Genomic DNA, 26,858 nt, shown 5'->3' on the forward strand with positions numbered 1-26,858 from the left:
TCAGATATGACTGACGCAGTTTCCCTCAAGCCCGGCCTCGGCCGCTACGGCGTCTGGACCCCCGGCGCCCCTGAGCCCGAGCAGGCCGCGCAGATCGAGGAGCTGGGCTACGGCGCAGTCTGGGTCGGTGCATCCCCCGCGGCCGACCTGGCGTTCGTGGAGCCGATCCTCGAGGCGACCGAGACGCTGCAGGTGGCCACCGGCATCGTGAACGTGTGGGCGTCGCCGGCCGAAGAGGTCGCCGCGTCGTATCACCGCATCGAGGACAAGTATCCGAGCCGGTTCCTGCTCGGGGTCGGCATCGGTCACCCGGAGGCCACCGCGGAGTACCGCAAGCCCTACGACGTGCTGGTCGAGTACCTCGACAAGCTGGATGTGGCGAAGGTGCCGACCAGCCGCATGGTGATCGCCGCGCTCGGTCCGCAGGTGCTGCGACTGGCGGCCCGCCGCAGCGCAGGCGCCCACCCGTACCTGACCACCCCCGAGCACACCGGCCAGGCGCGCAATCTCGTCGGTCCGACGGTGTTCATCGCCCCGGAGCACAAGGTGGTGCTGAGCACCGACGTCGACGAGGCGCGCGCGATCGGCCGCGAGACCGTCGACTTCTACCTCGGCCTGAGCAATTACGTGAACAACTGGAAGCGGTTGGGCTTCACCGACGAGGACGTGGCCAAACCGGGCAGCGACAAGCTGATCGACGCGGTGGTCGCCCACGGGACCGCAGAGGACATCGCCGCCCGTCTCGAGGAACACCACGAGCGCGGTGCCGACCACGTGGCCATCCAGGTGCTGGGCGGCTGGGACAAGCTGATCCCGACGCTGACGGAGCTGGCCGGGCCGCTCGGGTTGAAGGGCTGAGGCGGGGCGGCCGCTAGGGTTTCACCCATGCGGTTGCTGGTAACCGGCGGTGCGGGTTTCATCGGTGCGAACTTCGTGCACGCCACCGTGCGGGAGTACCCCGGCTGCGACGTGACGGTGCTCGACGCGCTGACCTATGCGGGGAGCCGGGAGTCGCTGGCCCCGGTCGCCGACCGGATCCGGCTGGTCGAAGGTGACGTCGCCGACGCCGCGCTCGTCGGCTCCCTTGTCGCGAAACTCGATCCGGGGGCCGACGCCGTCGTGCACTTCGCCGCCGAGACCCACGTCGACAATGCGCTGGCCGATCCCGGCCCGTTCGTCCAGACCAACATCGTCGGGACCTACACGGTGCTCGAGGCGGTGCGCCGGGCCGGCGTGCGATTGCATCACGTGTCCACCGACGAGGTGTACGGCGATCTGGCCCTCGACGAGGACCGCCGGTTCACCGAGTCGACGCCGTACAACCCGTCGAGCCCGTACTCGTCGACCAAGGCCGCCGCGGACATGCTGGTGCGGGCGTGGGTGCGGTCGTACGGTGTGCGCGCGACGATCTCGAACTGCTCCAACAACTACGGGCCCTACCAGCACGTGGAGAAGTTCATCCCGCGCCAGATCACCAATGTGCTCACCGGACGGCGGGCCAAGCTCTACGGCGCCGGCGCCAACGTGCGGGACTGGATCCACGTCGACGACCACAACAGCGCGGTGTGGCGGATCCTGCGCGACGGGATCGCGGGCCGGACGTATCTGATCGGCGCCGAGGGAGAACGGGACAACCTGTCGGTGCTGCGCACGCTGCTGCGGATCATGGACCGCGACCCCGACGACTTCGACCATGTCACCGACCGCGCCGGCCACGATCTGCGCTACGCCATCGACCCGTCGACGCTCTACAACGAACTGGGTTGGAAGCCAACGCATCTCGACTTCGAGGAAGGGCTGCGGGCGACGGTGCAGTGGTATCGCGACAACGAGGCGTGGTGGCGGCCGCTCAAGGACGCCGCGGAATCGGCCTACGAGGAGCGCGGCCAGTGACCGTCCGCGAGCTGTCCGTGCCCGGTGCCTGGGAGATCACCCCGACCGTGCACGCCGACGCGCGCGGATCGTTCTTCGAGTGGTTCACCGACCGAGAATTCACCGGTTTCGCCGGCCACCGACTGGACCTGCGGCAGGCCAACTGCTCGGTGTCGAAGGCCGGCGTGTTGCGTGGTCTGCACTTCGCGTCGGTTCCACCGGGTCAGGCCAAGTACGTCACCTGCGTCCGGGGGGCGGTGTACGACGTGGCCGTCGACATCCGGGTGGGCTCACCCACCTTCGGCGCGTGGGATGCGGTGCTGCTCGACGACCGCGACCGGCGGTCGATCTACCTGTCCGAGGGGTTGGGGCACGCTTTCCTTGCGCTGCAGGATGATTCGACGGTGATGTACCTGTGCTCGACGGGGTACGACCCGTCGCGCGAGCACACCGTGCTGCCCACCGATCCGGCGCTCGGCATCACCTGGCCCTTCGACGGGGACCTCGTGCTCTCCGACCGCGACGCCGCCGCCCCCACGCTCGAGCAGGCGCGTGCGGCCGGCTTGCTGCCGACATGGGACGCGTGTCAGGGCTTCGTCGAAGACCTCCGCCGAGACTGCTGACAGATCACCTTCCGGCGCCGGAACGCGATCTCACCGCAGTTTCGGCGTCTCGCGGAACGTCTTCCACTCGCCGATCGCGGCCAGCCGCCGCCGCTGCTGCGCTGCCGCACCAGTGTCCAGACCGTGGTCGCGTTCCTCGAGATTGCCGATGACGCGCCGGCGGTGTTCGACCGGATTGTGGTCGTCGTACTTGAATTTGGCCTCCACCCGCACCACTGCCAGCCGCAGCCCCCGGATGCCGGGCAACATTCGCCCGTACGGGCCGTCGTCGACTGCAACGGTGGCGTAGCCGCCCTCAGGCTGCATATCGCCCAGTTGGGCGGTCAGGATCTCGACCTTGCCCTCGGGGTCGTCGACCACGGTCGGCCGGCACACGAACTGCAACGCGGTGTAGTAGCTGGTGGGCACACCGTCCTCGTCGGGGCCGCCCGCCTTCGCCCGCCAGTAGGTGGGGATGTAGGCGTAGTCGCCGATCACCGCGACGCGGACCTCGGTGGCGGACTCCAGGTGCGGCCACACCGGGTTCGGCCGAGCCAGATGCACCAGCAGGTCCTCACCGGCGACGGTGAAATGGGTGGGCACCACAACCGGCGCCTGTGCGGGGTCGACGTTGTTGACCACCACCATCCCGAACCGGTCGGTATGAGCAAGCCACTCCTGCCATTCAGCGGTGTCCAACGAAGCATCCCACGGATGAATCAACATGATCAGTCGTCCTTGTGTGTCTTGGTTGGGTGCGTCGAGGCGCCACCGACGCCGGGTTCGAACACCGCCAACGAGAAGCGGGCAGGCTCACTGTGGGAGTTGACGTAGGCGTGGTCGACGTCGCCTGGGAAGGCCACGGCATCCCCGGTGTCGAGGTCGATCCCCTGGCCGTCGACCTCGACCGAGATCCGCCCCGTCAACACGTGCACCAGTTCGTGGGTGCCGACCGCATGAGCCTCACTGACATGCCTCTCCCCCGGCCCCAACGACCAGTCCCACAACTCCACGACATCCGGAGGCGTCGTACCGGCAACCAGCACCCCGCGCCCACCGGCGTCACCAGTCCACAGCTGGGCACCGTCGCCGCACCGGGTGATCATCACCGCTCTCGGCTCAGGCGGCGCCACGAGCGCCGGCAATCCGACGCCGAGTGCGTCGCTGAGCCGAAGCAGCGTTCCCACACTGGGATTGACCGCACCCTGCTCGACACTGACCACCATGCGGCGGCTCACCGACGCGGCCCCGGCGAGCTGGTCCAACGTCCACCCCCGCGTCAGCCGCTCCTGCCGGACCCGGGCGCCGATCGCCGACGCGAGCTTCGCGGCTTCCGCATCCACCAGTGCACGATAACGCACTATCAGTGCGACTGACTACCAGGCGCGGCGACGCCCTCCGGCCGACGCCTCTTGTCAAGCACCCCGAGCAGTTACTAGGATGTCCTAGTATCTCGAGCGAGGGGCTTTCTCATGACCAACCAGATCCAGCACTTCATCAACGGCAAGCGCACCGCCGGCGAGTCGACCCGCACGGCGGACGTGTTGAACCCGAGCACCGGGGCGGTGCAGGCCCAGGTCCTGCTCGCCTCGCGCGCCGACGTCGACGCCGCGGTCGCAGGCGCCGCCGACGCCCAGAAGGACTGGGCGGCCTGGAACCCGCAGCGCCGCGCCCGCGTCATGATGCGCTTCGTCGAACTGGTCAACCAGAACATGGACGAACTGGCCGAGCTCCTCAGCGTGGAACACGGCAAGACCGTCGCCGACTCCAAGGGCGACATCCAGCGCGGTATCGAGGTCATCGAGTTCGCGATCGGCATCCCGCATCTGCTCAAGGGTGAGTACACCGAGGGCGCGGGGGGCGGCATCGACGTCTACTCGATGCGTCAGCCGCTCGGTGTCGTCGCCGGCATCACCCCGTTCAACTTCCCCGCGATGATCCCGCTGTGGAAGGCCGGCCCCGCGCTGGCGTGCGGTAACGCGTTCATCCTCAAGCCGTCCGAGCGTGACCCGTCGGTCCCCGTCCGGCTCGCCGAACTGTTCCTCGAAGCCGGTCTGCCGCCGGGGGTGTTCCAGGTGGTGCAGGGCGACAAGGAAGCCGTCGACGCGATCCTCGAGCATCCGGTGGTCCAGGCCGTCGGCTTCGTCGGCAGCTCCGACATCGCCCAGTACATCTTCGCCGGCGCCGCGGCCAACGGAAAGCGCGCCCAGTGCTTCGGCGGTGCCAAGAACCACATGATCGTGATGCCCGACGCCGACCTCGACCAGGCCGTCGACGCGCTGATCGGCGCCGGTTACGGCAGCGCCGGTGAACGCTGCATGGCGATCAGCGTCGCCGTGCCCGTCGGCAAGGAGACCGCCGACCGCCTGCGCGCCCGGCTCGTCGAGCGGGTGAACAACCTGCGCGTCGGCCACAGCCTCGACCCGAAGGCCGACTACGGGCCACTGGTCACCGAGGCCGCGCTCAACCGGGTCCGCGACTACATCGCTCAGGGCGTGGAGGCGGGCGCCGAAGCCGTCGTCGACGGTCGCGAACGCGGCAGCGACGAGATGCAGTTCGGTGACGACAGCCTCGAGGGCGGCTACTTCATCGGCCCCACCCTGTTCGACCACGTCACCCCGGAGATGTCGATCTACACCGACGAGATCTTCGGGCCGGTGCTGTGCATCGTGCGCGCCGACGACTACCAGGAGGCGCTGCGCCTGCCGAGCGAGCATGAATACGGCAACGGCGTGGCCATCTTCACCCGCGACGGCGACACCGCACGCGATTTCGTCGCCAACGTCCAGGTCGGCATGGTCGGCGTCAACGTGCCGATCCCGGTTCCGGTGTCCTACCACACCTTCGGCGGTTGGAAGCGCTCCGGGTTCGGCGATCTCAATCAGCACGGGCCGCACTCGATCCTGTTCTACACCAAGACCAAGACGGTGACGCAGCGGTGGCCGTCGGGCATCAAGGATGGCGCCGAGTTCGTCATCCCCACCATGAAGTAACCCCACAAACCCCATGGACTACTTCGGTCTCGACGAGGACGAACGCGTGATCGCCGAGACGGCGGCCGCGTTCGCGGAAAAGCGCCTTGCGCCATACGCGTTGGAGTGGGACGAGAACCACCACTTCCCCACCGACGTGTTGCGCGAGGCGGCCGAACTCGGCATGGCGGCGATCTACTGCCACGAGGATGCCGGCGGCAGCGGACTGCGGCGCGTCGATGCCGTGCGCATCTTCGAGCAGTTGTCCGCGGCCGACCCGGCCATCGCGGCCTTTCTGTCGATCCACAACATGTGCGCCTGGATGGTCGACACGTACGGCTCCGCCGAACAGCGCAAGACGTGGGTGCCACGGTTGGCGTCGATGGAGTCCATCGCCAGCTACTGCCTCACCGAACCCGGAGCCGGGTCCGATGCGAGCGCATTGCGCACCAGGGCGGTTCGCGAGGGCGGCGACTGGGTGCTCGACGGCGTCAAGCAGTTCATCTCCGGCGCGGGCACGTCCGATGTGTACGTGGTGATGGCCCGCACAGGCAGCGAGGGCCCCCGCGGCATCTCGGCGTTCATCGTCGAAAAGGACACGCCGGGAGTCACTTTCGGCGCCCAGGAGCAGAAGATGGGCTGGAACGCCCAGCCCACCGCTCAGGTCGTGTTCGAGGGTGCCCGGGTGCCCGCCGAAAACCTGCTCGGCGGCACCGACGCCGAGGGCAGCGGATTCGGCATCGCGATGAACGGACTCAACGGCGGCCGCCTCAACATCGCCGCATGCTCACTGGGCGGCGCGCAGACGGCCTACGAGAAGGCCGCGGCCTACCTGGCCGACCGGCATGCCTTCGGCGCCACCCTGCTCGACGAACCGACCATCCGGTTCACCCTCGCCGATATGGCCACCGCGCTGCAGACGTCACGAATGTTGTTGTGGCGGGCCGCAACCGCCCTCGACGAGAACCACCCGGACAAGGTCGAGCTGTGCGCGATGGCCAAGCGCTACGTCACCGACGCCTGTTTCGAGGTGGCTGATCAGGCGCTGCAACTGCACGGTGGCTACGGGTACCTGCGTGAGTACGGCGTGGAGAAGATCGTCCGCGATCTGCGGGTGCATCGAATCCTCGAGGGCAGCAACGAGATCATGCGCGTGGTCATCGGGCGGGCAGCGGCCGCCCGGGCGCGGGCATCGGCATAGGAGGCTTTCGGCACATGAGCACGATCGCGTTTCTCGGTCTGGGCAACATGGGCGGGCCGATGGCGGCCAACCTCGCCAAAGCCGGCCACACCGTGCGGGGGTTCGATGTGGTGCCCGCACTCAAGGCCACCGCAGAAGACAATGGCGTCACCACATTCGACAGCGGTGGCGAAGCGGTGACCGGCGCCGAGGTGGTGATCACCTCGCTGCCCAACGGCGCGATCGTGAAGGGCGTGTACGACGAGGTGCTGCCCGCCGCGGCGGCAGGCACGTTGTTCATCGACACCTCGACCATCTCGGTGGACGACGCGCGGGAGATCAACGCGGCCGCCGTCGCCCGGGGTTTCGCCCAGCTCGACGCGCCCGTGTCCGGCGGGGTCAAGGGCGCCACCGCGGGCACGCTGGCGTTCATGGTGGGTGGCGACGACGACGCCGTCGAGCGTGCCCGTCCGGTGCTGGAACCGATGGCGGGCAAGGTCGTTCACTGTGGTGGGTCGGGCACCGGCCAGGCCGCCAAACTGTGCAACAACATGGTGCTGGCGGTCCAGCAGATCGCGATCGGTGAGGCGTTCGTGCTCGCCGAGCAGCTGGGGCTCGAGGCGCAGTCCCTGTTCGACGTCATCACCGGCGCGACCGGCAACTGCTGGGCGGTGCACACGAATTGCCCTGTGCCGGGACCGGTTCCGGCATCGCCGGCCAACAACGACTTCAAACCGGGGTTCGCGACCGCGCTGATGAACAAGGACCTGGGGCTCGCCATGGCCGCGGTCGAGTCGACGGGTGCGTCCGCGCCGCTGGGCAGCCATGCCGCGCAGCTGTACGCGAGCTTCGCCACCGATCACGCGGACAAGGATTTCAGCGCGATCATCGAGTTGCTGCGGGGCTGATTCAGACGGCGAGTTGGTTGACGACGACGCCGAAGACGGCGGGCAGTGCCCGCGCGACAGGCACGATGCGCGGCCGGATCGACGGCACCGATCCGGCCCGCACCAGGCCCGCGGTGAGCAACCGGTAGCGCCGGGTCAGCGCGCGCCATCGACGGTCGTAGTCGCCGACACGTTCGGTCACCACGCAATCCACCAACAGTTCGGCCGCGCTGACGCCAGCCCGAGGCCCTCCCCCGTGAGCGCGTCGATGTACCCCGCGGCGTCCCCCACGAGCATCACCCGCCCGGCTGTGCGGCTGCGTGCGTTCTGCCGCAGCGGGCCCGCGGCGCGGTCGGGCCCGTGGGCGTGGTCACCGATCCGCTCCACGAGGGCGGGAAAATCCGACAGGTGCCGATCGAATCCGCCGCGCGAGGAGCTCAAGATCGCGATCCCGACACAGTCGTCGGCCACGGGGGTCACATATGCCTCGCTGTCGGTCCCCCAGTGCACCTCGACGCAGTCGCTCCACGGCGCGGTCTGGATGTGCCTGCGGATGCCCCACCGCCGTGGACCGCGACTGGGCTGTGACAGGCCCAGCGCGCGCCGGATCGGTGAGTGCAGCCCGTCGGCGGCCGCGAGGTATCCGGCCCGCAACTCGCCCACCCGCACCGACGCCGCGTCCTGGCTGACCGCGCCGACGTCGCCGTGCACGAAGCGCACCCCCGCCGACCGGGCGGCCTCGAGCAACGCGGCGTGCAGCACGGTTCGTCGCACACCGCGACCGGGTCCGGTCCGGAACGCCGCGTCGACCCGATGGTCGCCGTCGAGGTAGGCGATCCCGCGAAGCGGCATCCCCTGCGGCGCCACACCGAGACGCTCCAGATGCGCCATGGTGTGCGGCATCATGCCTTCACCGCAGGCCTTGTCCAATGTGCCGCGGCGGCGTTCGACGACCACGACGTCGAGTCCGGCCCTGGCGCCGTACACCGCGGTGGCCAACCCGGCGGGCCCACCACCGGCGACGACGAGGTCGATCACCGCAACCCCGCGAGTGCGGCGTTCTCGACCTGGATCCGGGCCCCCAGCAGTACCGCATTGAGGGCGGTGAACACCAGCGCGGTGATCCAGGCACCGTGCACCAGGGGAAGCGCGAAACCTTCGACGATCACCGCGACGTAGTTGGGATGCGGGATCAGCCGGTACGGGCCGCCGGTGACCCGCGCTGCGCCCGGCACGACGATGACCCTGGTGTTCCACTGGCGGCCCAGGGTGGTGATGCACCACCACCGCAACGTCTGTGCGGCGATCACCAGCGCGAGCATCGAGAACCCCAGCGCCGGGGTGAACGGCCGGTGCAGCGCGGCGACCTCGAGCAGGCACCCGGCGAGCAGACCGGTGTGCAGGGCCACCATCACCGGATAGTGACGGGCCCCGTACTCGACGCCGCCGCGCTGCCGGCTCCATCGCCGATTCCGCTCGGCGACAACCATTTCGGCCAACCGCTCGACACCGACCGCGGCGATCAGCAATCCATACCAGATCATGGGTTCCTCAGCGCCAGCGCAGCAGGACGAGTTCGGAGCAGAAGCCAGGGCCCATCGCCATCATCAGCCCGGGGCTGTCCGCGGGTGGGTGCTTGGCGATGGTGTCGCGCAGCACGTGCAAGACGGACGCGGACGAGAGGTTGCCGACCTCGGCCAGCGAGCGCCACGTCAATTCCAGTGCGTCGCCGGGCAATCCGAGGGTGGCGGTGATGGCCTCGATGACCTTGGGGCCGCCGGGATGGCTCACCCACGTGCCGATGTCGCCGACCCCCATGCCGTGGCTGTGCAGGAACTCCGCGACGTCGTCGCCGAGATAACGTTCGACGACCTTCGGCACGTCCGGTGAGAGTACGAGGCGGAAGCCACTCGCGTCGACGTCCCAGCCCATCGTCCGCAACGAGTCGGGGTAGAGGTGGCTGCGCGAATCGACGATCTCCGGGCCTGCCGCGTCGTCGGCACGCCGGTCGCCGACGGCCACCGCCGCCGCAGCTCCGTCGCCGAACAGGCTGCTGCCCACCACCGTTGCCATCGTCGGGTCCGTCTTGGACACCAGTGAACACAGCTCGACGGCGACCAGCACCGCGACGCCGTCGGGATGACCCTGCAGGTAGTCGTGAAGCCGGGCCACCCCCGCGGCGCCCGCCACACATCCCAACCCGAACATCGGCACCCGCCGGACATCGGGTCGCAGGCCGACGAGGGCCGCGATGCGTGCGTCCAGCGAGGGCACCGCGATGCCCGTGACGGTGGCCGTCATGATCATGTCGACATCGGACGGGTCAAGGCCCGCGTCGTCGAGCGCGCCCGTCAGCGCCGCAGCGCCCAGTGTCACGGCGTGTTCGATGTAGAGGTCGTTCGCCCGCCCGAAGTCGGTCAGGCCGGCGTACTCCTCCAGTGACAGCACCATGTGGCGGGTGGCCACCTTCGCGCTGCGGTGCAACGCCCGGATGCTGTCGGCGTATTCGTGGTAGCCGGGGATCGCGATCAGCGCCTCGGTCACCTCCGCCTGGGTGTATCCGTGCGGCGGCACCTCACCGCGGACGGCTGCGACAACACTCATGACACTCTCCCTCTACTTTCTTCATGACGTGCTCGAGCGTCACGGCGTTCAATGCGTCGGCGTTCAATCCGTCGGTGTTCGATGCAACGGCGTTCGATGCCGCATCGATCTCCCGCAGACCGACCCGGGCGTGCAGCCGGGCCAGCCACGTCGGAGCCCACCAGTTCCACTCGCCCAGTGCGTGCATGAAGGCCGGCATCAGCACCATCCGGACCAAGGTCGCGTCCGCCAGGACGGCCAGCGTGAGGCCGAGGCCGAACGTCCGCATGAAGGAGACGTCGGCGGCGATCAGCGCGGCGAAGGAAATGGACATCACGCGAGGGTCTCGGTGATCTGCTCGCCGGCTCGCCGGGCCGGCTCGCCGGGCCGGCTCGCTGCGGTAGCCGTCGGGTGCGGAGACGACGATCAGCAGCTGCGATCCGCCCTGGCCGAAGTCTTCGGCGAGCAGGCGCGCCGCAGTAGCCGACTCCGAGGACGGATCCTCAATCCGCACTCGCACAACGACTTCGCCACCGGCACACCGAAGACGCCCGCGGCGATCGTCCCGAGTATCGCGACGAGGAGGAACCGCCGCGAAGCGGCGGTGGCCGACCGTCCGACACGGGCCAGAACGTAGTGTTCGCTGGCTGAGCCACGACGGCGGCCCCTTTACGGCGCTATGCCAACATCTGGTGACTTAGGTCTCAGACGGGGCCGAGCAGGAGTTGATGGATCACCGGGCGCGCGAAGCGCATCAATTCGTCTCGGTCGAGGTCGGCGACCGCGGGATTGGCGAGCACGTAGCGGGTGGTGGCCAGGCCGATCACGAACGCCCCCATCAAACCGGCGCGCTGCGCCGGATGGTCCGGCGTGACCGCCGCGAGCGCCGGAGCCACCTGGGTGGCGAACACATGCCGCAGCGTGTCCGCCGCGGATTCACTGGTCATCGCGGCCCGCAGGAGGGCGAGGAACGTGGTGTCCTGCTCCCACACCGCGAAGAAGCGGGACAGCAGTACGTCTGCGACGGAGTCGGGGTCGACCGCGCTCAGATCGGGAAGGTCGATCCTGAATTCCGCTGCCTCGGCGAACAATTCGCGTTTGCTGCCGAAGTACCGGATGATCAGCGCCGGATCCACGCCGACGTCGGCGGCCACCCCGCGCAATGTGGTGCCCTGGTAGCCGTCGGATCCGAAGCGCCGGCGGGCGGCGGCGAGGATGTCGGCGCGCGTCTGCGGGGCATTGCGCGTTCGGTCCGTACCCATTCGAAGAACAATAGGCGGGCGCCGGTCATCGAGACGCTGTGCGGCTCAAACGTGAGTGCCAGTCCTGTTCCGAGGCCTCGATGCAACGCGTCAGTGTCGCCGCCATGTAGCGCCGCCACAGGGGTTTGAAAGGTCCGGCGACGATCCACCGACGACCCGGCAGCGGCTTGAACTCATACGACCACCGGACGAGGGAGCCCGGTCCGTCGGGCGTGAAGGTCCATTCCCCGCGAATACCGACAGCGAGCCTGGCCAGCGCGTTCGTGAAGCCCGTCAGCTGGTAGGCGAAGCTGGATCCGGCGGTGTGTTCCACGAGCTGCTCGTCAACCGAAGATCCGTCGGTGAATCGCGGTCTGCGAGACGGCCCCGGGTGGTCCCACGCCTCGGTCTGATCCTCGACGCGCACGACGCCCGGAAACGGCCACATTGGATGGAAGACCTTCGACAAGTCGATCGGACAGATCAAGGCCATGGCATCGGCCGGCGCCAACCGTGAGCGCTGTTGGACGGTGATGGCCACTGTGCGATCGGCAGAGGAGATGAGAAGTGTGGGATTCGTATTCGTCATGAACCGAGCATTGCCCGGTTTTCCGATCCCCACCAGAGAACGGCAGTACCACCCGGTGGGCCTCGACTCGCGGCAAGATCGCATCGTGACCGAACTGGGAGTGGCGATCAGGGCTTGGCGCGACCGCGTGAGTCCGGCCGAGGTCGGTCTGCCTGTCGGCTCCGATCGTCGCACTCCGGGACTGCGGCGCGAAGAGTTGGCGCTGCTTTCCGGTTTGTCCGTGGACTATCTCGTGCGGCTGGAACAGGGCCGCGCCAAGAACCCGTCGCCGCAAGTGCTCTCCTCACTCGCACGGGCACTACGGCTCACCAGGCAGGAACGGGACGCGCTGTACCGCACGGCAGGAATCGCACCGCCGCCGGACGGCGTCATCCCCACCTACCTGAGTCCCGGGCTGCAGCGCATCCTCGATCACCTCGAGGACACTCCCGTTGGTGTGTTCAATGCGGCGTGGGATCTCGTGTTCGGCAATCGCATGTGGAACGCGCTGTTCGGCGAGGCCCCGTCCGGGCGTGAATCCAACCTCGTCTGGCGCGCGTTCGTGGTTCAGGACATTCCGCTGATTCACACCGGCGAGGAAGCCGAAAGCTTTGCGCGAGAACTCGTTTCCGACCTCCACGCCGCTCTGAGCAGATTCCCGCGAGACTACGGCCTCACGACGCTCATCGAAGACCTGCGTCGGGCCAGCCCGGTCTTCGAGCGTTTGTGGGGCACCTGGCAGGTCGCGAACCGGGAAAGCGATCGCAAGACGGTCGACGCACCTGTGGTGGGACCGATCACCTTCGACTGCGATGTGCTCGCAGTCGCGGACTCCAGCCTGCGCCTTGTCGTGTACACCGCCCAGCCGGGTGGCGAGGATGCCCAGAAACTCGATCTGCTGCGCGTGATCGGCACCCAAGTTCAGTGAGCTACGCCGCGGGCACGGTCCTGCGGGACGACGAGCGCGCGTACAGGCGGGCACACGTGGCGAGCCGCAGGGGGTCCGCGCCGCCGTAGTCAGCACGCACCGCCAGCGCCGCCCCTGCATCGCGCGGCGCGCACTCCGCGCCGACCAGGATGGTCGCCAGCCCGGCGGCCGTTGCCGTGCGCAACCCGGCCGTCGAACCGCTCAGCGCGACGACATGGTCGGTACTGACGCCGATCTCCCGCAGCGCCAGGCGGAACGCCTCGGCACCGGGCGCCGACACGTCGTCGCGGGTGACGATGGTCTCCACCTGACCCTCCCCGACCAGTTGCCGGACCAGTGGCTCCGCCCACGCGCGCCGGCCCGCGGTCACCACCGCGACCGGGACGCCTGCGGCGCGTGCGTCGCCGACGAGGTCGTCGAGGCCCGGACGCGGGGTCACCCCGGCGTCGAGCACCATCTCGTCGAACATCATCGCCTTGGTGGAGCAGACCTCATCGGCGAGCAGTTCGGTGAGCACGTCGCACTCCGGCCCGACGCAGTGGTTGCGCAGGTCGGCGAGCACCCGCTGGCGTTCGTCGCGCAGGACCATCAGGCGCCGGTACCGGGCCGCCGACCATGCGATGGGCACTCCGTGCGCGGCGAAGGCGGCGTTGAACACCACCCGGTGCACGTCGTAATCGAGATCGGTCAACGCCTCGAGGTCGAAGATCAGCGCCCGCAGTGGGGTGATGTCCGAGTCGACCGGGCGGGCCCCGTCCCACCAGAACCGGCCCGCACACCATGTTCTCTCACGCGTCGTCTGCACATGATCACAGTGGCTTACGTCACATGTGCCCGTCCTCCCCCCAACGGGGGATTCGACGTGGCGAAGTTGCCCAGCCGCTGCCCGTCGCGGTTCTAAGGTGATGCGCATGACCGCCCAGCTAGAAGCGAAGCGGCATCGCGCATGACCGGGCCAGTGCGGATCGTCCTGGTCGACGACCACGAGATGGTCATCGAAGGACTCAAGGCCATGCTGACGACCTTCGCCGACCGGGTCACCGTGGTGGGCCAGGCCGTGGGCGCCGAACGCGCCGTCGGGGTCATCGCCGAAGTCCGACCGGACATCGTGTTGTGCGACGTCCGCATGCAGGGTTCCAGCGGGCTGGACCTGTGCCTGGCACTGCGCGAGCGGGATCCGGCGCAGAAGGTGGTGATGCTGTCGGTCTACGACGACGAGCAGTACCTGTTCCAGGCGCTGCGGGTGGGCGCGGCCGGATACCTGCTCAAGAGCATCAGCAGCGACGAGTTGGTCCGCCAGCTGGAACTGGCCCACCGCGGGCAGACCGCCATCGATCCGGGGATGGCGGCCAGGGCCGTCGACACCGCCGCGCGCCTGCAGCGCGACGAGTTCTGGCCGGGGGCCCGCCAGGGCCTCACCCAGCGGGAGAGCGAGATCCTGTCGTTCGTCGTCGCCGGCCTGTCCAACCGCGGCATCGCCAACAAGCTGGTCATCGGCGAGGAGACCGTGAAGACCCACCTGAGGTCGATCTACCGCAAACTCGGCGTGAGCGACCGCGCGGGTGCGGTCGCGACGGCGCTGCGCGAGGGCATCTACCAATGAGTGCGCGTTCGCTGCTGACCGCCGACCGCGAACTGGCGCTGCTACGCGAGCTCATCCAGGCTGCGTCGAGCGGCCCGGGGGTGGAACCACTGGCCGCCGCGGCCGCGCGCATGATCACCGCGGCCACCGGCACCGACGTCTGCTTCGTGCACGTCCTCGACGATTCCGACCGGTCACTCACCCTGGCCGGCGCCACCCCGCCGTTCGACAGCCAGATCGGCAAGATCCGGCTGCCGCTGGGTCAGGGCATCTCCGGCTGGGTGGCCAGCCACCGCGAACCGGTGGTGATCGGCCACGACAAGGAGTCCGATCCCCGCTACCTGCCGTTCGAGTCGCTGCGCGGCAGAGACTTCACCTCGATGGTGTCGGTCCCGATGCAGACCGATCCGGGGGGTCTGGTCGGGGTGCTCAACGTTCACACCGTCGAACGCCGCGAGTTCACTTCCCGCGACGTCGAACTGCTGCTGGTGATCGGCCGGCTGATCGCGGGCGCACTGCACCAGGCGCGTCTGCACCGTCAACTGGTCGCCCGCGAACGGGCGCACGAGAACTTCGTCGAGCAGGTGATCGAGGCGCAGGAGATCGAACGCAGGCGGCTGGCCGGCGATATCCACGACGGGATCTCGCAGCGCCTGGTGACGCTGTCCTACCGGCTCGACGCCGCGGTCCGCACCATCGACGATCCGCAGGCGGTCGCCGAACAGCTCGCCGAGGCCCGCGAGTTGGTGGCACTCACACTGGGTGAGGCGCGCGCCGCGATCAGCGGGCTGCGTCCGCCGGTGCTCGACGATCTCGGCCTCGCGGGCGGTCTGGCCAGCCTGGCCCGGTCCGTCCCGCAGGTGCACATCGGCCTGCACATCGACACCGACCTCGCCGAACGCCGGCTCCCCGACCACATCGAGTTGGCGCTCTACCGCATCGCGCAGGAGTGTCTGCAGAACGTGGTCAAACACGCCGACGCCGCCACCGCCCGGCTGACGTTCAGCGTGTCCGACGACGTGGCGCGGCTCGAGATCATCGACGACGGCGTCGGTTTCGACACCTTCGAACATCCGCTCGGCGCGGACGAAATGGGTGGCTACGGCCTGTTGTCGATGGCCGAACGCGCTGAGATCGTCGGCGGCCGGCTCAACATCCGGTCCCGCCCGGGCGCCGGGACCGCGGTCACCGCCACGATTCCACTGCCGGCACCGGCGTCAGAAATCCCCGGCGTGACGGCGCAGCGTCTCGATCGAGGTGGCCAGTGACCGCGATTCGTCGGCGGACATCCCGATGTCGGCGAACACCTCGTTGTTGAGCGTGACGGTGGCGTCCTCGACGGTCGAGCGGCCCAGTTCGGTGAGGCGCACCAGCGTGGTGCGGCCGTCGGTGGGGTGCGGGATCCGCTCCACCAGGCCGCCGGCCTCCAGCCGCCGGATCGCGTGCGTGACGCTGGTGACGTGCACCTGCAGCCGGTCGGAGGCCTTCGTGATCGGCAACGCACCCGAGCGGCTGAACGCCAGCAGGCGCAGCAGCTCGAACCGGGAGAAGCTCAGATCGTAAGGGCGTAGCGCGTTCTCGACGCGCGCGAGCAGGATCTGATGGGCCCGCATGACCGAGGTGACAGCGACCATCCCGTCGGCCACCTCACCCCAGCCGGCCGCCTCCCAGTTCGCCCGGGCCAGCGCGATCGGATCATGCGCATCGCGCCCTTCGCTCACCGACCTTTCATACCATTGCCCGGGTTCACAACGTCTTCTCGAGCAGTACCTGGCGGGTGTCCGCCGAGACCAGTTGCACCGCAGCGATGTCGTCGCGCCGCAGCGCGGTGTTGCCGCTCGGCAGCGCGGTCGCACCGGCCAGGCCGAGCCAGGTCGCGATCTCCGACTGGCTGCCGTCGCGGCCGACCACCACCATGCCGAGCCGGCTCGGCGGCGTCCCCGCCCCGCCGCCGCCGGACCATTCGCCGTACGAGCAGGCCATGTCGATGCGGGTGCCCCAGGCGAATTCCGACAGGCTGACCGTGGCGCTGAACGGTGTCGGCTCGACTTTGGTCATCTCGAGTGCGACGGCCTGCGGCGCGCCGGTCTGTGGGCCGACGATCCCCGGCCGGATCGCGATGACCAGCCCGACGGCGAGCACGGCAGCGGCGAGCCCCACGCCCGCCGAGGTCAGCCACCGTGACCGGCGTCGGCGCCACTTGGCCTTGTCGAGTACCGCCTGCAAGACCTCGGGCCGCAGCGGCGGCGGTTCGGGCTGCTCGCCGCCGAACTCGCCGGAGCCGGATTCGCCGACGTCGAGTGCCGCCACCTCGTCGGCGTCGACCATCGCCAGCAGGGCCGGGACCCCGCTGAGCTCGGCGACCGCCGCCCGGCAGCGGGCACAGGTCTGGAGGTGCAGCTCGTACTCGCGCCGGTCAGCGGTGGACAGGGAGCCCAGCACGTAGGCGGCGTCCCATTGCAGGTAGGCGTCACCGCCCTCGATGCCGGCGCCGCCGGCCATACCGGACATCGTCATCGCGTCACCCCCATCTCCTGCAGGTTGAGTCGCAGCGCCCGCACTGCGTAGTGCAGCCGCGACTTCACGGTGCCCTCCGGTATCTGGAGTTCGGCCGCGATCTGCCCCGTCGTCCACCCCTGGTAGTACGCGCGCCCGACGACCGCCCGGTGATCTTCGGACAGCTGCGCCAGCGCCTCGCCGACCAGCATGCGGTCCAGCGCGGAGTCCACCTTGTCGGGTTCGGTGGGCTGTGCCACCGACTCCACGTCCGGGGTGCCGGCTTCCCTGCGGTAGCGCGCGCTGCGCCGCTCGTCGATCACCAGGTTGCGGGCGACGGTGAACAGCCACGCCCGCGGCGACCCGTCCGGCCGGTGGCGCCACGCGCGCAGCAGCGTCTCCTGCACGACGTCCTCGGCGCTGGCGGCGTCACCGGTCAGCTTGAGGGCATAGCGCCACAGCGCGACGGCGTGCTCGTCGTAGAGCACGCGAAGCATCGCGGCCTCCGGGTCGTCCATCGCGAACCTCCGTCAGATACACGACGCCGGCGGTGAATTGGTTCAGACCCCGGGGAGGGTGAGGATGCGCGGCCCGTCGTCGGTGACCGCCACAGTGTGCTCCCAGTGCGCCGCGCGCGAACCGTCCGCGGTGACGACTGTCCATTCGTCCTCGAGCACGATCGTCTTCGTCGTGCCGAGGGTGAGCATCGGCTCGATCGCCAGGACCGAACCGGGGGCCAGGTGTGGGCCGCGGCCGGGGGCGCCTTCGTTCGGCAGGAACGGGTCCATGTGCATCTGCCTGCCGATGCCGTGGCCGCCGTAACCGTCGACGATGCCGAAGGCCCGCTGGTAGCGCGCCTCGGCGGCGCGGGTGCCCCTCTCGATGGCGTGGGAGACGTCGGTCAGGCGGTTGCCGGGCACCATCGCGGCGATCCCGGCCTCCATGGACTCCCGGGTGGCCGCGGACAGGGCTTCGTCGACGGGGATGAGCGCGCCGACGCCGAAGGTGATCGCCGAGTCGCCGTGCCAGCCGTCGAGGATCGCGCCGCAGTCGATGGACACCAGATCGCCGGCGGCCAGGGTCTCTGCGGCCGACGGGATGCCGTGGACGACGCGATCGTTGACCGAGGAGCAGATGCTGGCGGGGAAGCCGTGGTAGCCGAGGAAGGACGGGGTGCCGCCGCCGTCGCGGATGACCGATTCGGCGATTGCGTCGAGGTCTTTGGTGCTCACGCCCGGTGCAGCGGCGTCACGCACCGCGCTCAGCGCTGCGGCCACCAGCGCGCCCGCAGCGGCCATCGCGTCCAGTTCGGCGGGGGTGCGCTGGTCGACGACCTTGGTCCTGCGCAGCTTCAGGCCGGCCACATCAGCGACCCAGCGCCTGCAACGCCCGGGCGAACACCTCGTCCATGGATCCGACGGCTTCGACGGTCTTGAGCTCGTCGCGGTAGTGATCGAGCAGCGGGGCGGTCTCGTCGCGGTAGACCTTCATCCTGTTGAGGATGATCTGTTCGGTGTCGTCGGCGCGGCCACGGCCCTTGAGCCGCTGCAGCAGTTCGTCCTCGGAGACGCGGAACTCCAGCACCGCGTCGAGGGTCAGGTTGCGGGCTTCGAGCATGTCGTTGAGCGCTTCGGCCTGTTCGACCGAGCGGGGGTAGCCGTCGAGGATGAAACCGTCTTTGGCGTCGTCCTGGCCGATTCGATCCTCGACCAGCGCGTTCGTGAGGCTGCTCGGGACGAGGTCACCGGCGTCGAGATACCGCTTGGCCTCGACTCCGAGTTCGGTCTCGCCTGCGATGTTGTCGCGGAAGAGGTCGCCTGTCGAGATGTGCGGGATCCCCAGCTTCTCGGCCAGCTTCGCAGCCTGCGTGCCTTTCCCCGCGCCCGGAGGGCCGAGCAAAACGATTCTCACTTAGAAACCCTCTCTCACTTCAGGAAGCCTTCGTAGTTGCGCTGCATCAGCTGGCTCTCGATCTGCTTCACGGTGTCCAGACCCACGCCGATCATGATCAGCACCGCGGTGCCGCCGAACGGCAGGTTCTGGACGGCGCCGGTGTTCCCGATCTGGAGGAACAGGTTGGGCAGCACGGCGATCACACCGAGGTAGATCGAGCCCGGCAGGGTGATCCGGCTCAGCACGTAGCGGAGGTAGTCGGCGGTCGGCTTACCCGGCCTGATTCCGGGGATGAAGCCACCGAACTTCTTCATCTCGTCCGCCCGCTCGTCCGGGTTGAACGTGATGGACACGTAGAAGTACGTGAAGAAGATGATCAGCGCGAAGTAGAGCGAGATGTACCAGGGGCTGCTCGGGTCGGTCAGGTACTCCGCGACGATGCGTTCCCACCAGCCGGTGCCCGGATTGGAGCTGCCGCTCTGGATCAACTGCGTGATCAGGTGCGGGATGTAGATCAGCGACGAGGCGAAAATGACCGGGATGACGCCGGCCTGGTTGACCTTCAGCGGCAGGTAGGTCGAGGTGCCGCCGTACATCCGCCGGCCGACCATGCGCTTGGCGTACTGCACCGGGATGCGGCGCTGCCCCTGTTCGACGAACACGACGCCGATGATGATGATCAGGGCGGCGACGCAGACCAGCGTGAACACCATGCCACCGCGGCTGTCCAGGATCGACTTGCCCTCACCCGGCATGGCCGCGGCGATGCTCGCGAAGATCAGCAGCGACATACCGTTGCCGATACCGCGCTCGGTGACCAGCTCACCCATCCACATGACCAGCGTGGCGCCTGCGGTCATCACCAGCACGATGACGAGGAGCGAGAAGATCGCCTGGTCGTCGATGATGTCGAGGGCGCAGCCCTGCAGCAGCCCGCCGTTGGCGGCGAGCGCCACGATGCTGGTCGACTGCAGCACGGCCAGCGCGACCGCCAGGTAACGCGTGTACTGCGTCATCTTGGCCTGGCCGGACTGGCCCTCCTTGCGCAGCTGCTCGAACCGCGGGATCACCACGGTCAGCAACTGCACGATGATGCTGGCGGTGATGTAGGGCATGACCCCGACAGCGAACACCGACAGCTGGAGCAGCGCCCCGCCGGAGAACAGGTTGATCAGCGAATAGATCTGACCCGAATCGCCACCGCTGACCTGCGCGATGCACTCCTGGACGTTGGGGTAGTTCACACCGGGGGACGGCAGTGAGGCGCCGGCCCGGTAGAGCAGGACGACACCCAGCGTGAAGAGGATCTTGCGCCTCAGGTCGGCCGTCCGCAGCGACGAGATGAAAGCCGAAAGCACTCTTTCCTCCTGCGCAGCCGACCTCTTGAGCGCGGCGTGCCAATGGGGCTGGACAAACCAGCGTCATGGTCAAGTCAAACGCACCGTCTCGAGCAGACATCTCGCCTGCTAGCGGCACGCGTCAAACAGTCTACGAGAGTAACAGTTGCCACCGGGCATGCCCGCATCGCTGCGCGCTCGCAGATTGCCTTCAGACCCGAAGCGTACAGTCGGCGAAAGCTGATTACCTCAGCTAATTAATTCGACTCGTTGTCTGGGGTTAAGGGGTCAATCGATGGCACGCACCGAAAACGACACGTGGGATCTGGCCTCCAGCGTCGGAGCGACCGCCACGATGGTGGCCGCGGCGCGGGCGGTGGCCAGCAGGGCGCCGGGCGCGGTGATCGACGATCCGTTCGCCGAACCACTGGTGCGCGCGGTGGGCGTGGACTTCTTCACGCGTCTCGCCACCGGCGACATCAAGGCCGCCGACCTCGACCCGGACGCCACCGGCGGCGCAGGCAACATGGACCGCTTCGCCGACGGGATGGCTGCGCGCACCCGGTTCTTCGACGACTTCTTCTCCGACGCCGCCGACGCCGGAGTCCGGCAGGCGGTCATCCTGGCCTCCGGACTGGATTCCCGCGCCTACCGGTTGTCCTGGCCGGCGGGCACCGTGGTGTTCGAGATCGACCAGCCCGACGTCATCACCTTCAAGACCGACACCCTCGCCCGCCTCGGCGCACTTCCGACCGCGGACCGCCGGACGGTTCCGGTGGATCTGCGCGACGACTGGATCGGCGCGCTGGACGCCGCCGGGTTCGACCGCACCAAACCGGCCGCCTGGATCGCCGAGGGTCTGTTCGGATACCTGCCGCCCGAGGCGCAGGACCGTCTGCTCGACCAGATCACCGAGATCAGCCCGGCCGGGAGCCGCGTCGCCGCCGAGGGTGTGGTCACCCCCGTCGACATCGACGAGGACGTGTTGCGTGAACGCATGCGAGCCGCCAGCGACCAGTGGCGCCAGTTCGGATTCGATCTCGACTTCTCGGAGCTGGTCTATACCGGTGAGCGCGCCGAGGTGGCCGAGTACCTGAGCGCCAGGGGCTGGCAGACCGACAGCATCACCGCCACCGACCTGTTGGTGAAATGCGGACTGCAGTCGGCCGAGCACGGCAGCGCCAACTTCGCCGACGTCCGCTACGTCACCGCGATCAGGTAGGAGCGCACGATGGCACGCAGCGATGCCGACAGCTGGGATCTGGCGTCCAGCGTGGGGGCGACCGCGACCATGGTCGCCGCGGCCCGCGCCGTGGCGAGCCGCGGACCCGACGCGCTGATCGACGACCCGTACGCCGAACCTCTCGTCCGCGCGGTGGGCGTGGACTACTTCGTCAAGCTGCTCGACGGTGAGATCACCCTCGAGGCGGACAACAGCGCGATGCTGGCGGTGATGACCGACGTCATGGCGGTGCGCACCCGGTTCTTCGACGACTTCTTCCTCGAGTCGGGTGTGCAGCAGGCGGTCATCCTGGCATCCGGCCTGGACGCCCGCGCCTATCGGTTGTCGTGGCCTGCAGGCACGGTCGTTTACGAAATCGACCAGCCCGAGGTCATCGAGTTCAAGACCCGCACACTAGCCGGCATCGGAGCCTCCCCCGCCACCGAACTCCGCACCGTGGCCGTGGACCTTCGCGACGACTGGCCCGCTGCGCTGCGCGCCCACGGTTTCGACGACACGACCCCGACCGCGTGGATCGCCGAGGGGCTGTTGATCTATCTGCCGCCCGAGGCGCAGGACCGGTTGTTCGACAACATCACCGCACTGTCGGCGCCCGGCAGCCGGCTGGCCACCGAGTACCACCCGGATGCGGGCGCGCGGATCGGCGCGGCTTCCGCGCGCATGAGCGAGGAGTGGCGGCGCCACGGCCTCGACCTCGACATGGCCGACCTGTTCTACGACGGTGAGCGCAACCCGGTCGTCGACTACCTGCAGGCCCGCGGCTGGGACGTGAGCGCCCGCAGCAGGCCGGACATGTTCGCCCATTACGGGCGTCCCTTCCCCACCGGCGAGCAGGTCGAGGCGTTACGCCAGTCGCTCGCCGTGACCGCGACCAAGAGTTAGGAGCCGCACGTGCCACGCACCGAAGGCGACACCTGGGATCTGGCGTCCAGCGTCGGCTCGACGGCGACCGGCGTCGCCGCGTCGCGCGCACTGGCGACCAAGCAGCCCGATCCGCTGATCAACGACCCGTTCGCCGATCCGCTGGTGAAAGCCGTCGGCCTGGAGCACTGCAATCGGCTGGCCGACGGCGAACGCCACGTCGAGGGTCACCCGATGCTGGACAACCAGCGCGCCTGCGAACAGATCGCGGTCCGGACGCGCTTCTTCGACGACTTCTTCACCGAGGCAGGCGCGGCGGGCATCCGCCAGGCGGTGATCCTGGCATCCGGGCTCGACACCCGCGCCTACCGGCTGGAGTGGCCGGCGGGCACCGTCGTGTTCGAGGTGGATCAGCCTCGGGTCATCGAGTTCAAGACCCGCACGCTGGCCGGCCTGGGGGCCTCCCCCGCCGCCGACCTCCGCACCGTGGGGATCGACCTGCGCGACGACTGGCCGACGGCGCTGCGGGCCGCGGGATTCGATCCGAGTGCCCCCACGGCGTGGATTGCGGAGGGGTTGTTGATCTACCTTCCGCCCGAGGCGCAGGACCGGCTGTTCGACAACATCATCGCGCTGTCCGCTCCTGGCAGCAGGATCGCCACCGAGCACATGGATTTCGGAGATTCGGCCAACGCCTGGCTGGACCGGGTCAGCGAGTGGTCCAAGAGTTCCGGCTCCGATGTGGACCTGCGGGACCTGTTCTACACCGGCGAACGCACACCAGCAGGCACCTACCTGGCCGAACGCGGCTGGGACATCGCCGTGCGGACCACGGCGCAGGCGTACGCTGCCAACGGATTCGAGTATCCCGAGGAGCTCGCCACCCTGGCCGCCGACTCGGGGTATCTGACCGCGACACTGAAGTGAGGTAGGCGATGGCCCGCTCCGAAGGCGACAGCTGGGATCTGGCGTCGAGCGTCGGTGCGACGGCCACCATGGTGGCGGCGGGCCGGGCGGTCGCGAGCCGGGATCCGCGAGGCCTGATCGACGATCCCTTCGCCGCGCCGCTGGTGCGCGCGGTCGGTATCGAATTCTTCACCAAGGTCGCCGACGGAGACTTCGACATGGCCGCGCTCGATCCGTCCAACGCGGGCTCGATGCAGGCCAGGATCGACGAGATGGCCTTGCGTACCAGGTTTTTCGACGACTACTTCCTCGAGTCGACGGCAGCCGGGGTGCGTCAGGTGGTGATCCTGGCGTCTGGTCTCGACTCTCGTGCCTACCGGCTGCCGTGGCCCGACGGCACGGTGGTCTACGAGATCGACCAGCCGGCAGTGATCGAGTTCAAGACGACGACGCTGGCGGGTATCGGCGCGGAGCCGACGGCCGAGTTGCGCACCGTCGCGATGGATCTGCGGGAGGACTGGCCGGCCGCGCTGCGAGCCGCCGGCTTCGACACCTCGGCGCCGACGGCGTGGTGCGCCGAAGGGCTGCTCATCTACCTGCCGCCCGAGGCGCAGGATCTGTTGTTCGACAACATCACCGCACTGAGCGCGGCGGGCAGCACCGTGGCCACCGAATACGTGCCGGGCATCAGGGAATTCGACGCCGAGAAGGCCAGAGCGGCGACGGCGCAGATGCGCGAGTTCGGGCTGGATCTCGATATGCCGTCGCTGATCTACCACGGTGAGCGCGCGCACGTCATGGAATACCTGACGTCACTCGGCTGGGAGATGACCGGATTACCGCGTGCCGACCTGTTCGCCAAGCACGGAGTGCCGATGGTGGAGCACGACAACGATCCGCTCGGCGAGATCGTGTACGTCAGCGGCGAGTTTCAGAACCGGTAGTCCCCGAACCACATTGCGCTGACGCCGCTCACCGACCGTTCGGCGTGGTCGATGAGGTTCACCACGGACCGGCCGACCAGCACGCCGAGCGCATCCGGCAGGGACGCCACCGCAGGCTGCGAGGACTGCTTCGGGCGCAGCATGTCCAGCAGCGACGAGCCAGGGTATCCGACGATGCGAACGTCCGCGTCCGGTTCGAGGCCGGCCAGCACCTTGGCGCGGTCGACGGCGGTGCGCAACCCGCCGAGTTCGTCGACCAGACCCCGCTCCTTGGCGTCGGCGCCCGTCCAGACCCGGCCCCGCGCCACCTCGGCGACGTCATCCACGGACAGACCACGCCCCGCGGCGACCCGCTCCACGAAATCGGTGTAGAACAGATCGGCCTCGGCTTCGACGTGGGCCTGCTGTTCGTCGGTGAACGGCGAATTGGGCGACCACGCATCGGCATTGGCGTTAGTGCGCACCGAATCCGAACCCACACCAAGACGGTCCTTGAGTTCGCGGGCGACCAGCTTGCCGGTCACCACGCCGATCGATCCGGTGATGGTGCCCGGGTTGGCGACGATCGCATCGGCACCCATCGAGACGTAGTAACCGCCCGAAGCGGCGACCGCACCCATCGATGCGACCACCGGTGTGCCGCCCTTGCGGGCCCGCAACACCTCGCGCCAGATCGTCTCCGAACCGGTGACCGAGCCGCCGGGGCTCTCGACCCGCAGCACGATCGCCGAGACGTCCGTGTCGGCAGCGGCTTCGCGCAGGGCGGCGGCGATGGTGTCGCCTCCCGCGCTGGAGTTGCCGAGCGGAGACAGGCCGGGCCCGCCGCGGCCGCTGACAATCGGTCCGTGCAGGGTGACCACCGCGATGGTCGGTTTCGCTTTCCGGCCGGCGATCGACGGGCCCGCACCGGGAGCGGTGGCGCGTGCGTAGCGGGACAGGAACAGCCGGGGAGGCGCGTCGGGACCGTCAGCGTCGCCGGTCTCGGGCGAAATGCCTTCGGCGCCGGTGAGTTCGATGATCCGTGCGTACGCCTCGTCGCGGAAGCCGATGCGGTCGACCAGGCCGCCGGTCACTGCGTCGTCGCGGAGTAGTGGGGCCTTGTCGGCCAACGCGTCGACGTCGGCCGGGTCCAGGTTGCGGGATTCGGCGACGCCGGTCAGCACCTGCTGGTTCAGGCTCTCGATCAGTCGGCTGTCCGCCTCGCGGTGCGGGTCGGTGTAGCGGTCCTGGGTGAAAAGATTTGCGGCGGATTTGTACTCACCGCGAGCGGTGAACTGCGCCTGAATGCCGGCCTTGTCGAGCGCGTCGCGCAGGAACAGCGCACTGGTGGCGAAGCCGACGAGGCCGACGGTGCCGGACGGCTGCATCCACACTTCGCGGAACGCGGAGGCCAGATAGTAGGACAGAGTGCCGGGGTAGGTCTCGGCCCACGCCACCGAGGGCTTCACGGCGCTGAAGGCGGCGATGGCCTCGCGCAGCTCCTGGACCGGCGCCGCGGGTGCCGCGGGAATCTGCACACGCGCGATCAAGCCGGCGACGCGGTCGTCTTCGCTGGCGCGCTGGATGGCCGCGACGGCCTGGCGCAGCACCATGGGGCGTCCGCCCGCCGAGATCATCGCCAGGGGGTCGAATCCGCTGGTCTCCGGCGGAACCGACATGAGGTCGAGTTCGAGCACGCAGCCGTTGGGGATGCCTTTGTGTCGGGCGGTGTCGACCCGCCGGACCAGGGCACGCACATCGTCGGCGCCGGGGATGCCGGGTAAGAAGGCGAACATGTGACCGAGGGTACCGGCGTGTGGCCGTGTGCCGGTGGGAGTCGTCGTACCGTGGTGACGTGCGGTTCTCGATCTCGATCCCCCAGCGCCATCCCGACGGCTTCGACGCTGACGGCGTGAAGAGCTATCTCACGCGGGCCGAGGAGCTGGGGTTCGAAGGCGGCTGGGTGTTGGAGCAGCCGATCGGGCCGACACCGCTGATCGCGCCGCTGGAGATGCTGGCGTACGCGGCGGCGTGTACGACCCGTCTGCGGCTCGGCGTGGGGGTGTTGGTGTCCTCGCTGCACGACCCGCTGCAGTTGGCGGCGTCGGTGACCGCGGTCGACCGGCTCAGTCACGGACGGCTGGACGTCGGGGTGGCGCCGGGTGGTGGGCGGCGGAAGTTCGCGGCGTTCGGGGTGGCGCCGGAGACGTTCGTCGGTTACTTCACCGAGGGGCTGGAACTGATGAAGGCGGCGTGGTCGGATGACCCGCGGGTGACGTTCCACGGGCGGTTCCGCGATGTCGCCGATCTGCCGATCCAACCGAAACCGGTGCAACGCCCACATCCGCCGATCTGGTTCGGCGCCAACGCTCCTGCGGCACTGGCCCGTGCGGTGCGACACGGTGACGCGTTCCTGGGCGCCGGCTCGTCGACGACAGCGAACTTCGCCGAGGCGGTGCGCGTCGTGCGCCGGGAGATCGACGAACAGCGCAGGGATGCAACACGATTCAGCATCGGCAAGCGGGTGTATCTGATGGTCGACGACGACGCGTCGCGCGCGAGGGAGCGGGTGATCGCAGGGCTGCGACGCATCTACGGCGACATGGCTGGTATCGACGAAGTCCCGGTAGCCGGCACGCCGGATGACGTGGCCCGGGGATTGCGGGAGGTGATCGACGCCGGTGCACAGATGGTGCTGTGCAACCCCGTCGGCGCGACCGTCGCCGAGGACCGTGAGCAGATGGAACGCCTGGCCGCCGAGGTGCTTCCGCAGCTCGGCTGACC

At 68.8% G+C, this 26,858-nt stretch carries 28 protein-coding genes and 2 pseudogenes; 14 read left to right on the plus strand and 16 right to left on the minus strand.

Features of this window, described 5'->3' with window-relative positions; all coding sequences use genetic code 11:
- Nucleotides 1-6 precede the first annotated feature (6 nt).
- From I7X18_RS22295 to rfbC, 3 genes are read left to right on the plus strand one after another with little or no spacing between them, the layout of a single operon-like run.
- Entirely contained in the window at nucleotides 7-858 is an 852-nt protein-coding gene (locus I7X18_RS22295) for an LLM class F420-dependent oxidoreductase (protein WP_193046158.1), read from the plus strand.
- A 27-nt stretch (nucleotides 859-885) separates the two neighbouring features.
- Nucleotides 886-1,893 (plus strand): dTDP-glucose 4,6-dehydratase, encoded by a 1,008-nt coding sequence (gene rfbB / locus I7X18_RS22300; protein ID WP_193046159.1) that lies wholly within the window; start codon nucleotides 886-888, stop codon nucleotides 1,891-1,893.
- Complete coding sequence (gene rfbC, locus I7X18_RS22305) at nucleotides 1,890-2,495, plus strand: dTDP-4-dehydrorhamnose 3,5-epimerase (RefSeq protein ID WP_193046160.1); 606 nt, start codon at nucleotides 1,890-1,892, stop codon at nucleotides 2,493-2,495. The genes rfbB and rfbC overlap by 4 nt, the downstream gene beginning before the upstream one ends.
- 30 nt (nucleotides 2,496-2,525) lie before the next feature.
- Here rfbC and I7X18_RS22310 read toward each other — a convergent pair whose 3' ends face one another.
- The gene (locus I7X18_RS22310; protein WP_193046161.1) at nucleotides 2,526-3,200 is read right to left on the minus strand and encodes an FMN-binding negative transcriptional regulator; all 675 of its coding nucleotides are present in this window, start codon (nucleotides 3,198-3,200) and stop codon (nucleotides 2,526-2,528) included.
- Nucleotides 3,201-3,202: 2 nt separating this feature from the next.
- Complete coding sequence (locus I7X18_RS22315; RefSeq protein WP_198730470.1) at nucleotides 3,203-3,817, minus strand: helix-turn-helix domain-containing protein; 615 nt, start codon at nucleotides 3,815-3,817, stop codon at nucleotides 3,203-3,205.
- 129 nt (nucleotides 3,818-3,946) lie between these two features.
- Between I7X18_RS22315 and I7X18_RS22320 the strand changes: the two genes are divergently transcribed.
- Genes I7X18_RS22320 through mmsB form a run of 3 tightly spaced genes read left to right on the plus strand, consistent with a single transcriptional unit; the run spans nucleotide 3,947 to nucleotide 7,534 of the window.
- Complete coding sequence (locus I7X18_RS22320; RefSeq protein WP_193046163.1) at nucleotides 3,947-5,467, plus strand: CoA-acylating methylmalonate-semialdehyde dehydrogenase; 1,521 nt, start codon at nucleotides 3,947-3,949, stop codon at nucleotides 5,465-5,467.
- Between the two features lie 13 nt (nucleotides 5,468-5,480).
- Nucleotides 5,481-6,647, plus strand: a complete 1,167-nt coding sequence (locus tag I7X18_RS22325) for an acyl-CoA dehydrogenase family protein (protein WP_193046164.1) — start codon at nucleotides 5,481-5,483, stop codon at nucleotides 6,645-6,647.
- A gap of 14 nt (nucleotides 6,648-6,661) precedes the next feature.
- Nucleotides 6,662-7,534 carry a 3-hydroxyisobutyrate dehydrogenase gene (gene mmsB / locus I7X18_RS22330; protein WP_193046165.1) on the plus strand — a complete coding sequence of 291 codons (873 nt, stop codon included), beginning with the start codon at nucleotides 6,662-6,664 and terminating at the stop codon, nucleotides 7,532-7,534.
- A gap of 1 nt (nucleotide 7,535) precedes the next feature.
- On the opposite strand, the pseudogene I7X18_RS22335 reads toward mmsB, so the two are convergent.
- The 6 genes and pseudogenes from I7X18_RS22335 to I7X18_RS22360 all read right to left on the minus strand — a co-directional run bounded on the left by I7X18_RS22335 (nucleotide 7,536) and on the right by I7X18_RS22360 (nucleotide 11,926).
- A pseudogene (locus tag I7X18_RS22335) lies at nucleotides 7,536-8,551 on the minus strand (NAD(P)/FAD-dependent oxidoreductase).
- A complete protein-coding gene (locus I7X18_RS22340) occupies nucleotides 8,548-9,057 on the minus strand; it encodes an isoprenylcysteine carboxyl methyltransferase family protein (RefSeq protein WP_193046166.1) in 510 nt (169 codons plus the stop codon). The pseudogene I7X18_RS22335 and the gene I7X18_RS22340 overlap by 4 nt, the downstream one beginning before the upstream one ends.
- A gap of 7 nt (nucleotides 9,058-9,064) precedes the next feature.
- Complete coding sequence (locus tag I7X18_RS22345) at nucleotides 9,065-10,117, minus strand: type III polyketide synthase (protein WP_193046167.1); 1,053 nt, start codon at nucleotides 10,115-10,117, stop codon at nucleotides 9,065-9,067.
- Nucleotides 10,089-10,433, minus strand: a pseudogene (locus I7X18_RS22350) (MMPL family transporter); the annotation flags it as partial. The pseudogene I7X18_RS22350 and the gene I7X18_RS22345, both read right to left, overlap by 29 nt.
- A 367-nt stretch (nucleotides 10,434-10,800) precedes the next feature.
- Nucleotides 10,801-11,358, minus strand: a complete 558-nt coding sequence (locus I7X18_RS22355; RefSeq protein ID WP_193046168.1) for a TetR/AcrR family transcriptional regulator — start codon at nucleotides 11,356-11,358, stop codon at nucleotides 10,801-10,803.
- Nucleotides 11,359-11,383: 25 nt separating this feature from the next.
- Nucleotides 11,384-11,926 carry an SRPBCC family protein gene (locus tag I7X18_RS22360; protein ID WP_193046169.1) on the minus strand — a complete coding sequence of 181 codons (543 nt, stop codon included), beginning with the start codon at nucleotides 11,924-11,926 and terminating at the stop codon, nucleotides 11,384-11,386.
- On the opposite strand from I7X18_RS22360, the gene I7X18_RS22365 reads away from it, so the two are divergent.
- Nucleotides 11,907-12,833: a helix-turn-helix transcriptional regulator gene (locus I7X18_RS22365; protein ID WP_232375304.1), complete on the plus strand. Its 927-nt coding sequence runs from the start codon at nucleotides 11,907-11,909 to the stop codon at nucleotides 12,831-12,833. The two genes, I7X18_RS22360 and I7X18_RS22365, sit on opposite strands and share 20 nt — an antisense overlap.
- 1 nt (nucleotide 12,834) lies before the next feature.
- Here the strand turns inward: I7X18_RS22365 and I7X18_RS22370 are convergent, their stop codons facing one another.
- Entirely contained in the window at nucleotides 12,835-13,638 is an 804-nt protein-coding gene (locus I7X18_RS22370; protein WP_193046170.1) for an HAD family hydrolase, read from the minus strand.
- A 141-nt stretch (nucleotides 13,639-13,779) separates the two neighbouring features.
- Between I7X18_RS22370 and I7X18_RS22375 the strand changes: the two genes are divergently transcribed.
- Together I7X18_RS22375 and I7X18_RS22380 are read left to right on the plus strand one after the other, a co-directional pair.
- Nucleotides 13,780-14,436, plus strand: a complete 657-nt coding sequence (locus I7X18_RS22375; RefSeq protein ID WP_193046171.1) for a response regulator — start codon at nucleotides 13,780-13,782, stop codon at nucleotides 14,434-14,436.
- Nucleotides 14,433-15,683 (plus strand): GAF domain-containing sensor histidine kinase, encoded by a 1,251-nt coding sequence (locus I7X18_RS22380; protein ID WP_193046172.1) that lies wholly within the window; start codon nucleotides 14,433-14,435, stop codon nucleotides 15,681-15,683. Before I7X18_RS22375 ends, I7X18_RS22380 begins: the two co-directional genes overlap by 4 nt.
- On the opposite strand, the gene I7X18_RS22385 is transcribed toward I7X18_RS22380, so the two are convergent.
- Genes I7X18_RS22385 through secY form a run of 6 tightly spaced genes read right to left on the minus strand, consistent with a single transcriptional unit; the run spans nucleotide 15,633 to nucleotide 20,162 of the window.
- Nucleotides 15,633-16,136, minus strand: a complete 504-nt coding sequence (locus I7X18_RS22385) for a MarR family transcriptional regulator (RefSeq protein ID WP_193046173.1) — start codon at nucleotides 16,134-16,136, stop codon at nucleotides 15,633-15,635. The genes I7X18_RS22380 and I7X18_RS22385 overlap by 51 nt on opposite strands.
- A gap of 25 nt (nucleotides 16,137-16,161) precedes the next feature.
- Nucleotides 16,162-16,932 carry a zf-HC2 domain-containing protein gene (locus I7X18_RS22390; protein ID WP_193046174.1) on the minus strand — a complete coding sequence of 257 codons (771 nt, stop codon included), beginning with the start codon at nucleotides 16,930-16,932 and terminating at the stop codon, nucleotides 16,162-16,164.
- Entirely contained in the window at nucleotides 16,929-17,429 is a 501-nt protein-coding gene (locus tag I7X18_RS22395; protein ID WP_193046175.1) for a sigma-70 family RNA polymerase sigma factor, read from the minus strand. Before I7X18_RS22395 ends, I7X18_RS22390 begins: the two co-directional genes overlap by 4 nt.
- 42 nt (nucleotides 17,430-17,471) lie before the next feature.
- Complete coding sequence (gene map, locus I7X18_RS22400; protein ID WP_193046176.1) at nucleotides 17,472-18,275, minus strand: type I methionyl aminopeptidase; 804 nt, start codon at nucleotides 18,273-18,275, stop codon at nucleotides 17,472-17,474.
- 1 nt (nucleotide 18,276) lies between these two features.
- Nucleotides 18,277-18,822: an adenylate kinase gene (locus tag I7X18_RS22405; RefSeq protein WP_193046177.1), complete on the minus strand. Its 546-nt coding sequence runs from the start codon at nucleotides 18,820-18,822 to the stop codon at nucleotides 18,277-18,279.
- Nucleotides 18,823-18,836: 14 nt separating this feature from the next.
- On the minus strand, nucleotides 18,837-20,162 hold the full coding sequence (secY, locus tag I7X18_RS22410; RefSeq protein WP_193046178.1) for a preprotein translocase subunit SecY: 1,326 nt from the start codon (nucleotides 20,160-20,162) through the stop codon (nucleotides 18,837-18,839).
- Between the two features lie 274 nt (nucleotides 20,163-20,436).
- Here secY and I7X18_RS22415 point away from each other — a divergent pair, with 274 nt between their 5' ends.
- From I7X18_RS22415 to I7X18_RS22430, 4 genes are read left to right on the plus strand one after another with little or no spacing between them, the layout of a single operon-like run.
- Nucleotides 20,437-21,363, plus strand: coding sequence for an SAM-dependent methyltransferase (locus tag I7X18_RS22415; protein WP_193046179.1), 927 nt, complete (start codon nucleotides 20,437-20,439; stop codon nucleotides 21,361-21,363).
- A gap of 9 nt (nucleotides 21,364-21,372) precedes the next feature.
- Nucleotides 21,373-22,266 carry a class I SAM-dependent methyltransferase gene (locus tag I7X18_RS22420; protein WP_193046180.1) on the plus strand — a complete coding sequence of 298 codons (894 nt, stop codon included), beginning with the start codon at nucleotides 21,373-21,375 and terminating at the stop codon, nucleotides 22,264-22,266.
- A gap of 9 nt (nucleotides 22,267-22,275) precedes the next feature.
- Nucleotides 22,276-23,172 carry a class I SAM-dependent methyltransferase gene (locus tag I7X18_RS22425; RefSeq protein ID WP_193046181.1) on the plus strand — a complete coding sequence of 299 codons (897 nt, stop codon included), beginning with the start codon at nucleotides 22,276-22,278 and terminating at the stop codon, nucleotides 23,170-23,172.
- A gap of 8 nt (nucleotides 23,173-23,180) precedes the next feature.
- Entirely contained in the window at nucleotides 23,181-24,095 is a 915-nt protein-coding gene (locus I7X18_RS22430; protein ID WP_193046182.1) for a class I SAM-dependent methyltransferase, read from the plus strand.
- On the opposite strand, the gene sppA is transcribed toward I7X18_RS22430, so the two are convergent.
- Nucleotides 24,083-25,870, minus strand: a complete 1,788-nt coding sequence (gene sppA / locus I7X18_RS22435) for a signal peptide peptidase SppA (protein WP_193046183.1) — start codon at nucleotides 25,868-25,870, stop codon at nucleotides 24,083-24,085. The genes I7X18_RS22430 and sppA overlap by 13 nt on opposite strands.
- Before the next feature lie 59 nt (nucleotides 25,871-25,929).
- Here sppA and I7X18_RS22440 point away from each other — a divergent pair, with 59 nt between their 5' ends.
- Nucleotides 25,930-26,856 carry an LLM class flavin-dependent oxidoreductase gene (locus I7X18_RS22440; RefSeq protein ID WP_193046184.1) on the plus strand — a complete coding sequence of 309 codons (927 nt, stop codon included), beginning with the start codon at nucleotides 25,930-25,932 and terminating at the stop codon, nucleotides 26,854-26,856.
- Nucleotides 26,857-26,858: the final 2 nt, after the last annotated feature.

The organism is Mycolicibacterium baixiangningiae, assembly GCF_016313185.1.
In the GTDB taxonomy this organism is placed as follows: Bacteria; Actinomycetota; Actinomycetes; order Mycobacteriales; family Mycobacteriaceae; genus Mycobacterium; species Mycobacterium baixiangningiae.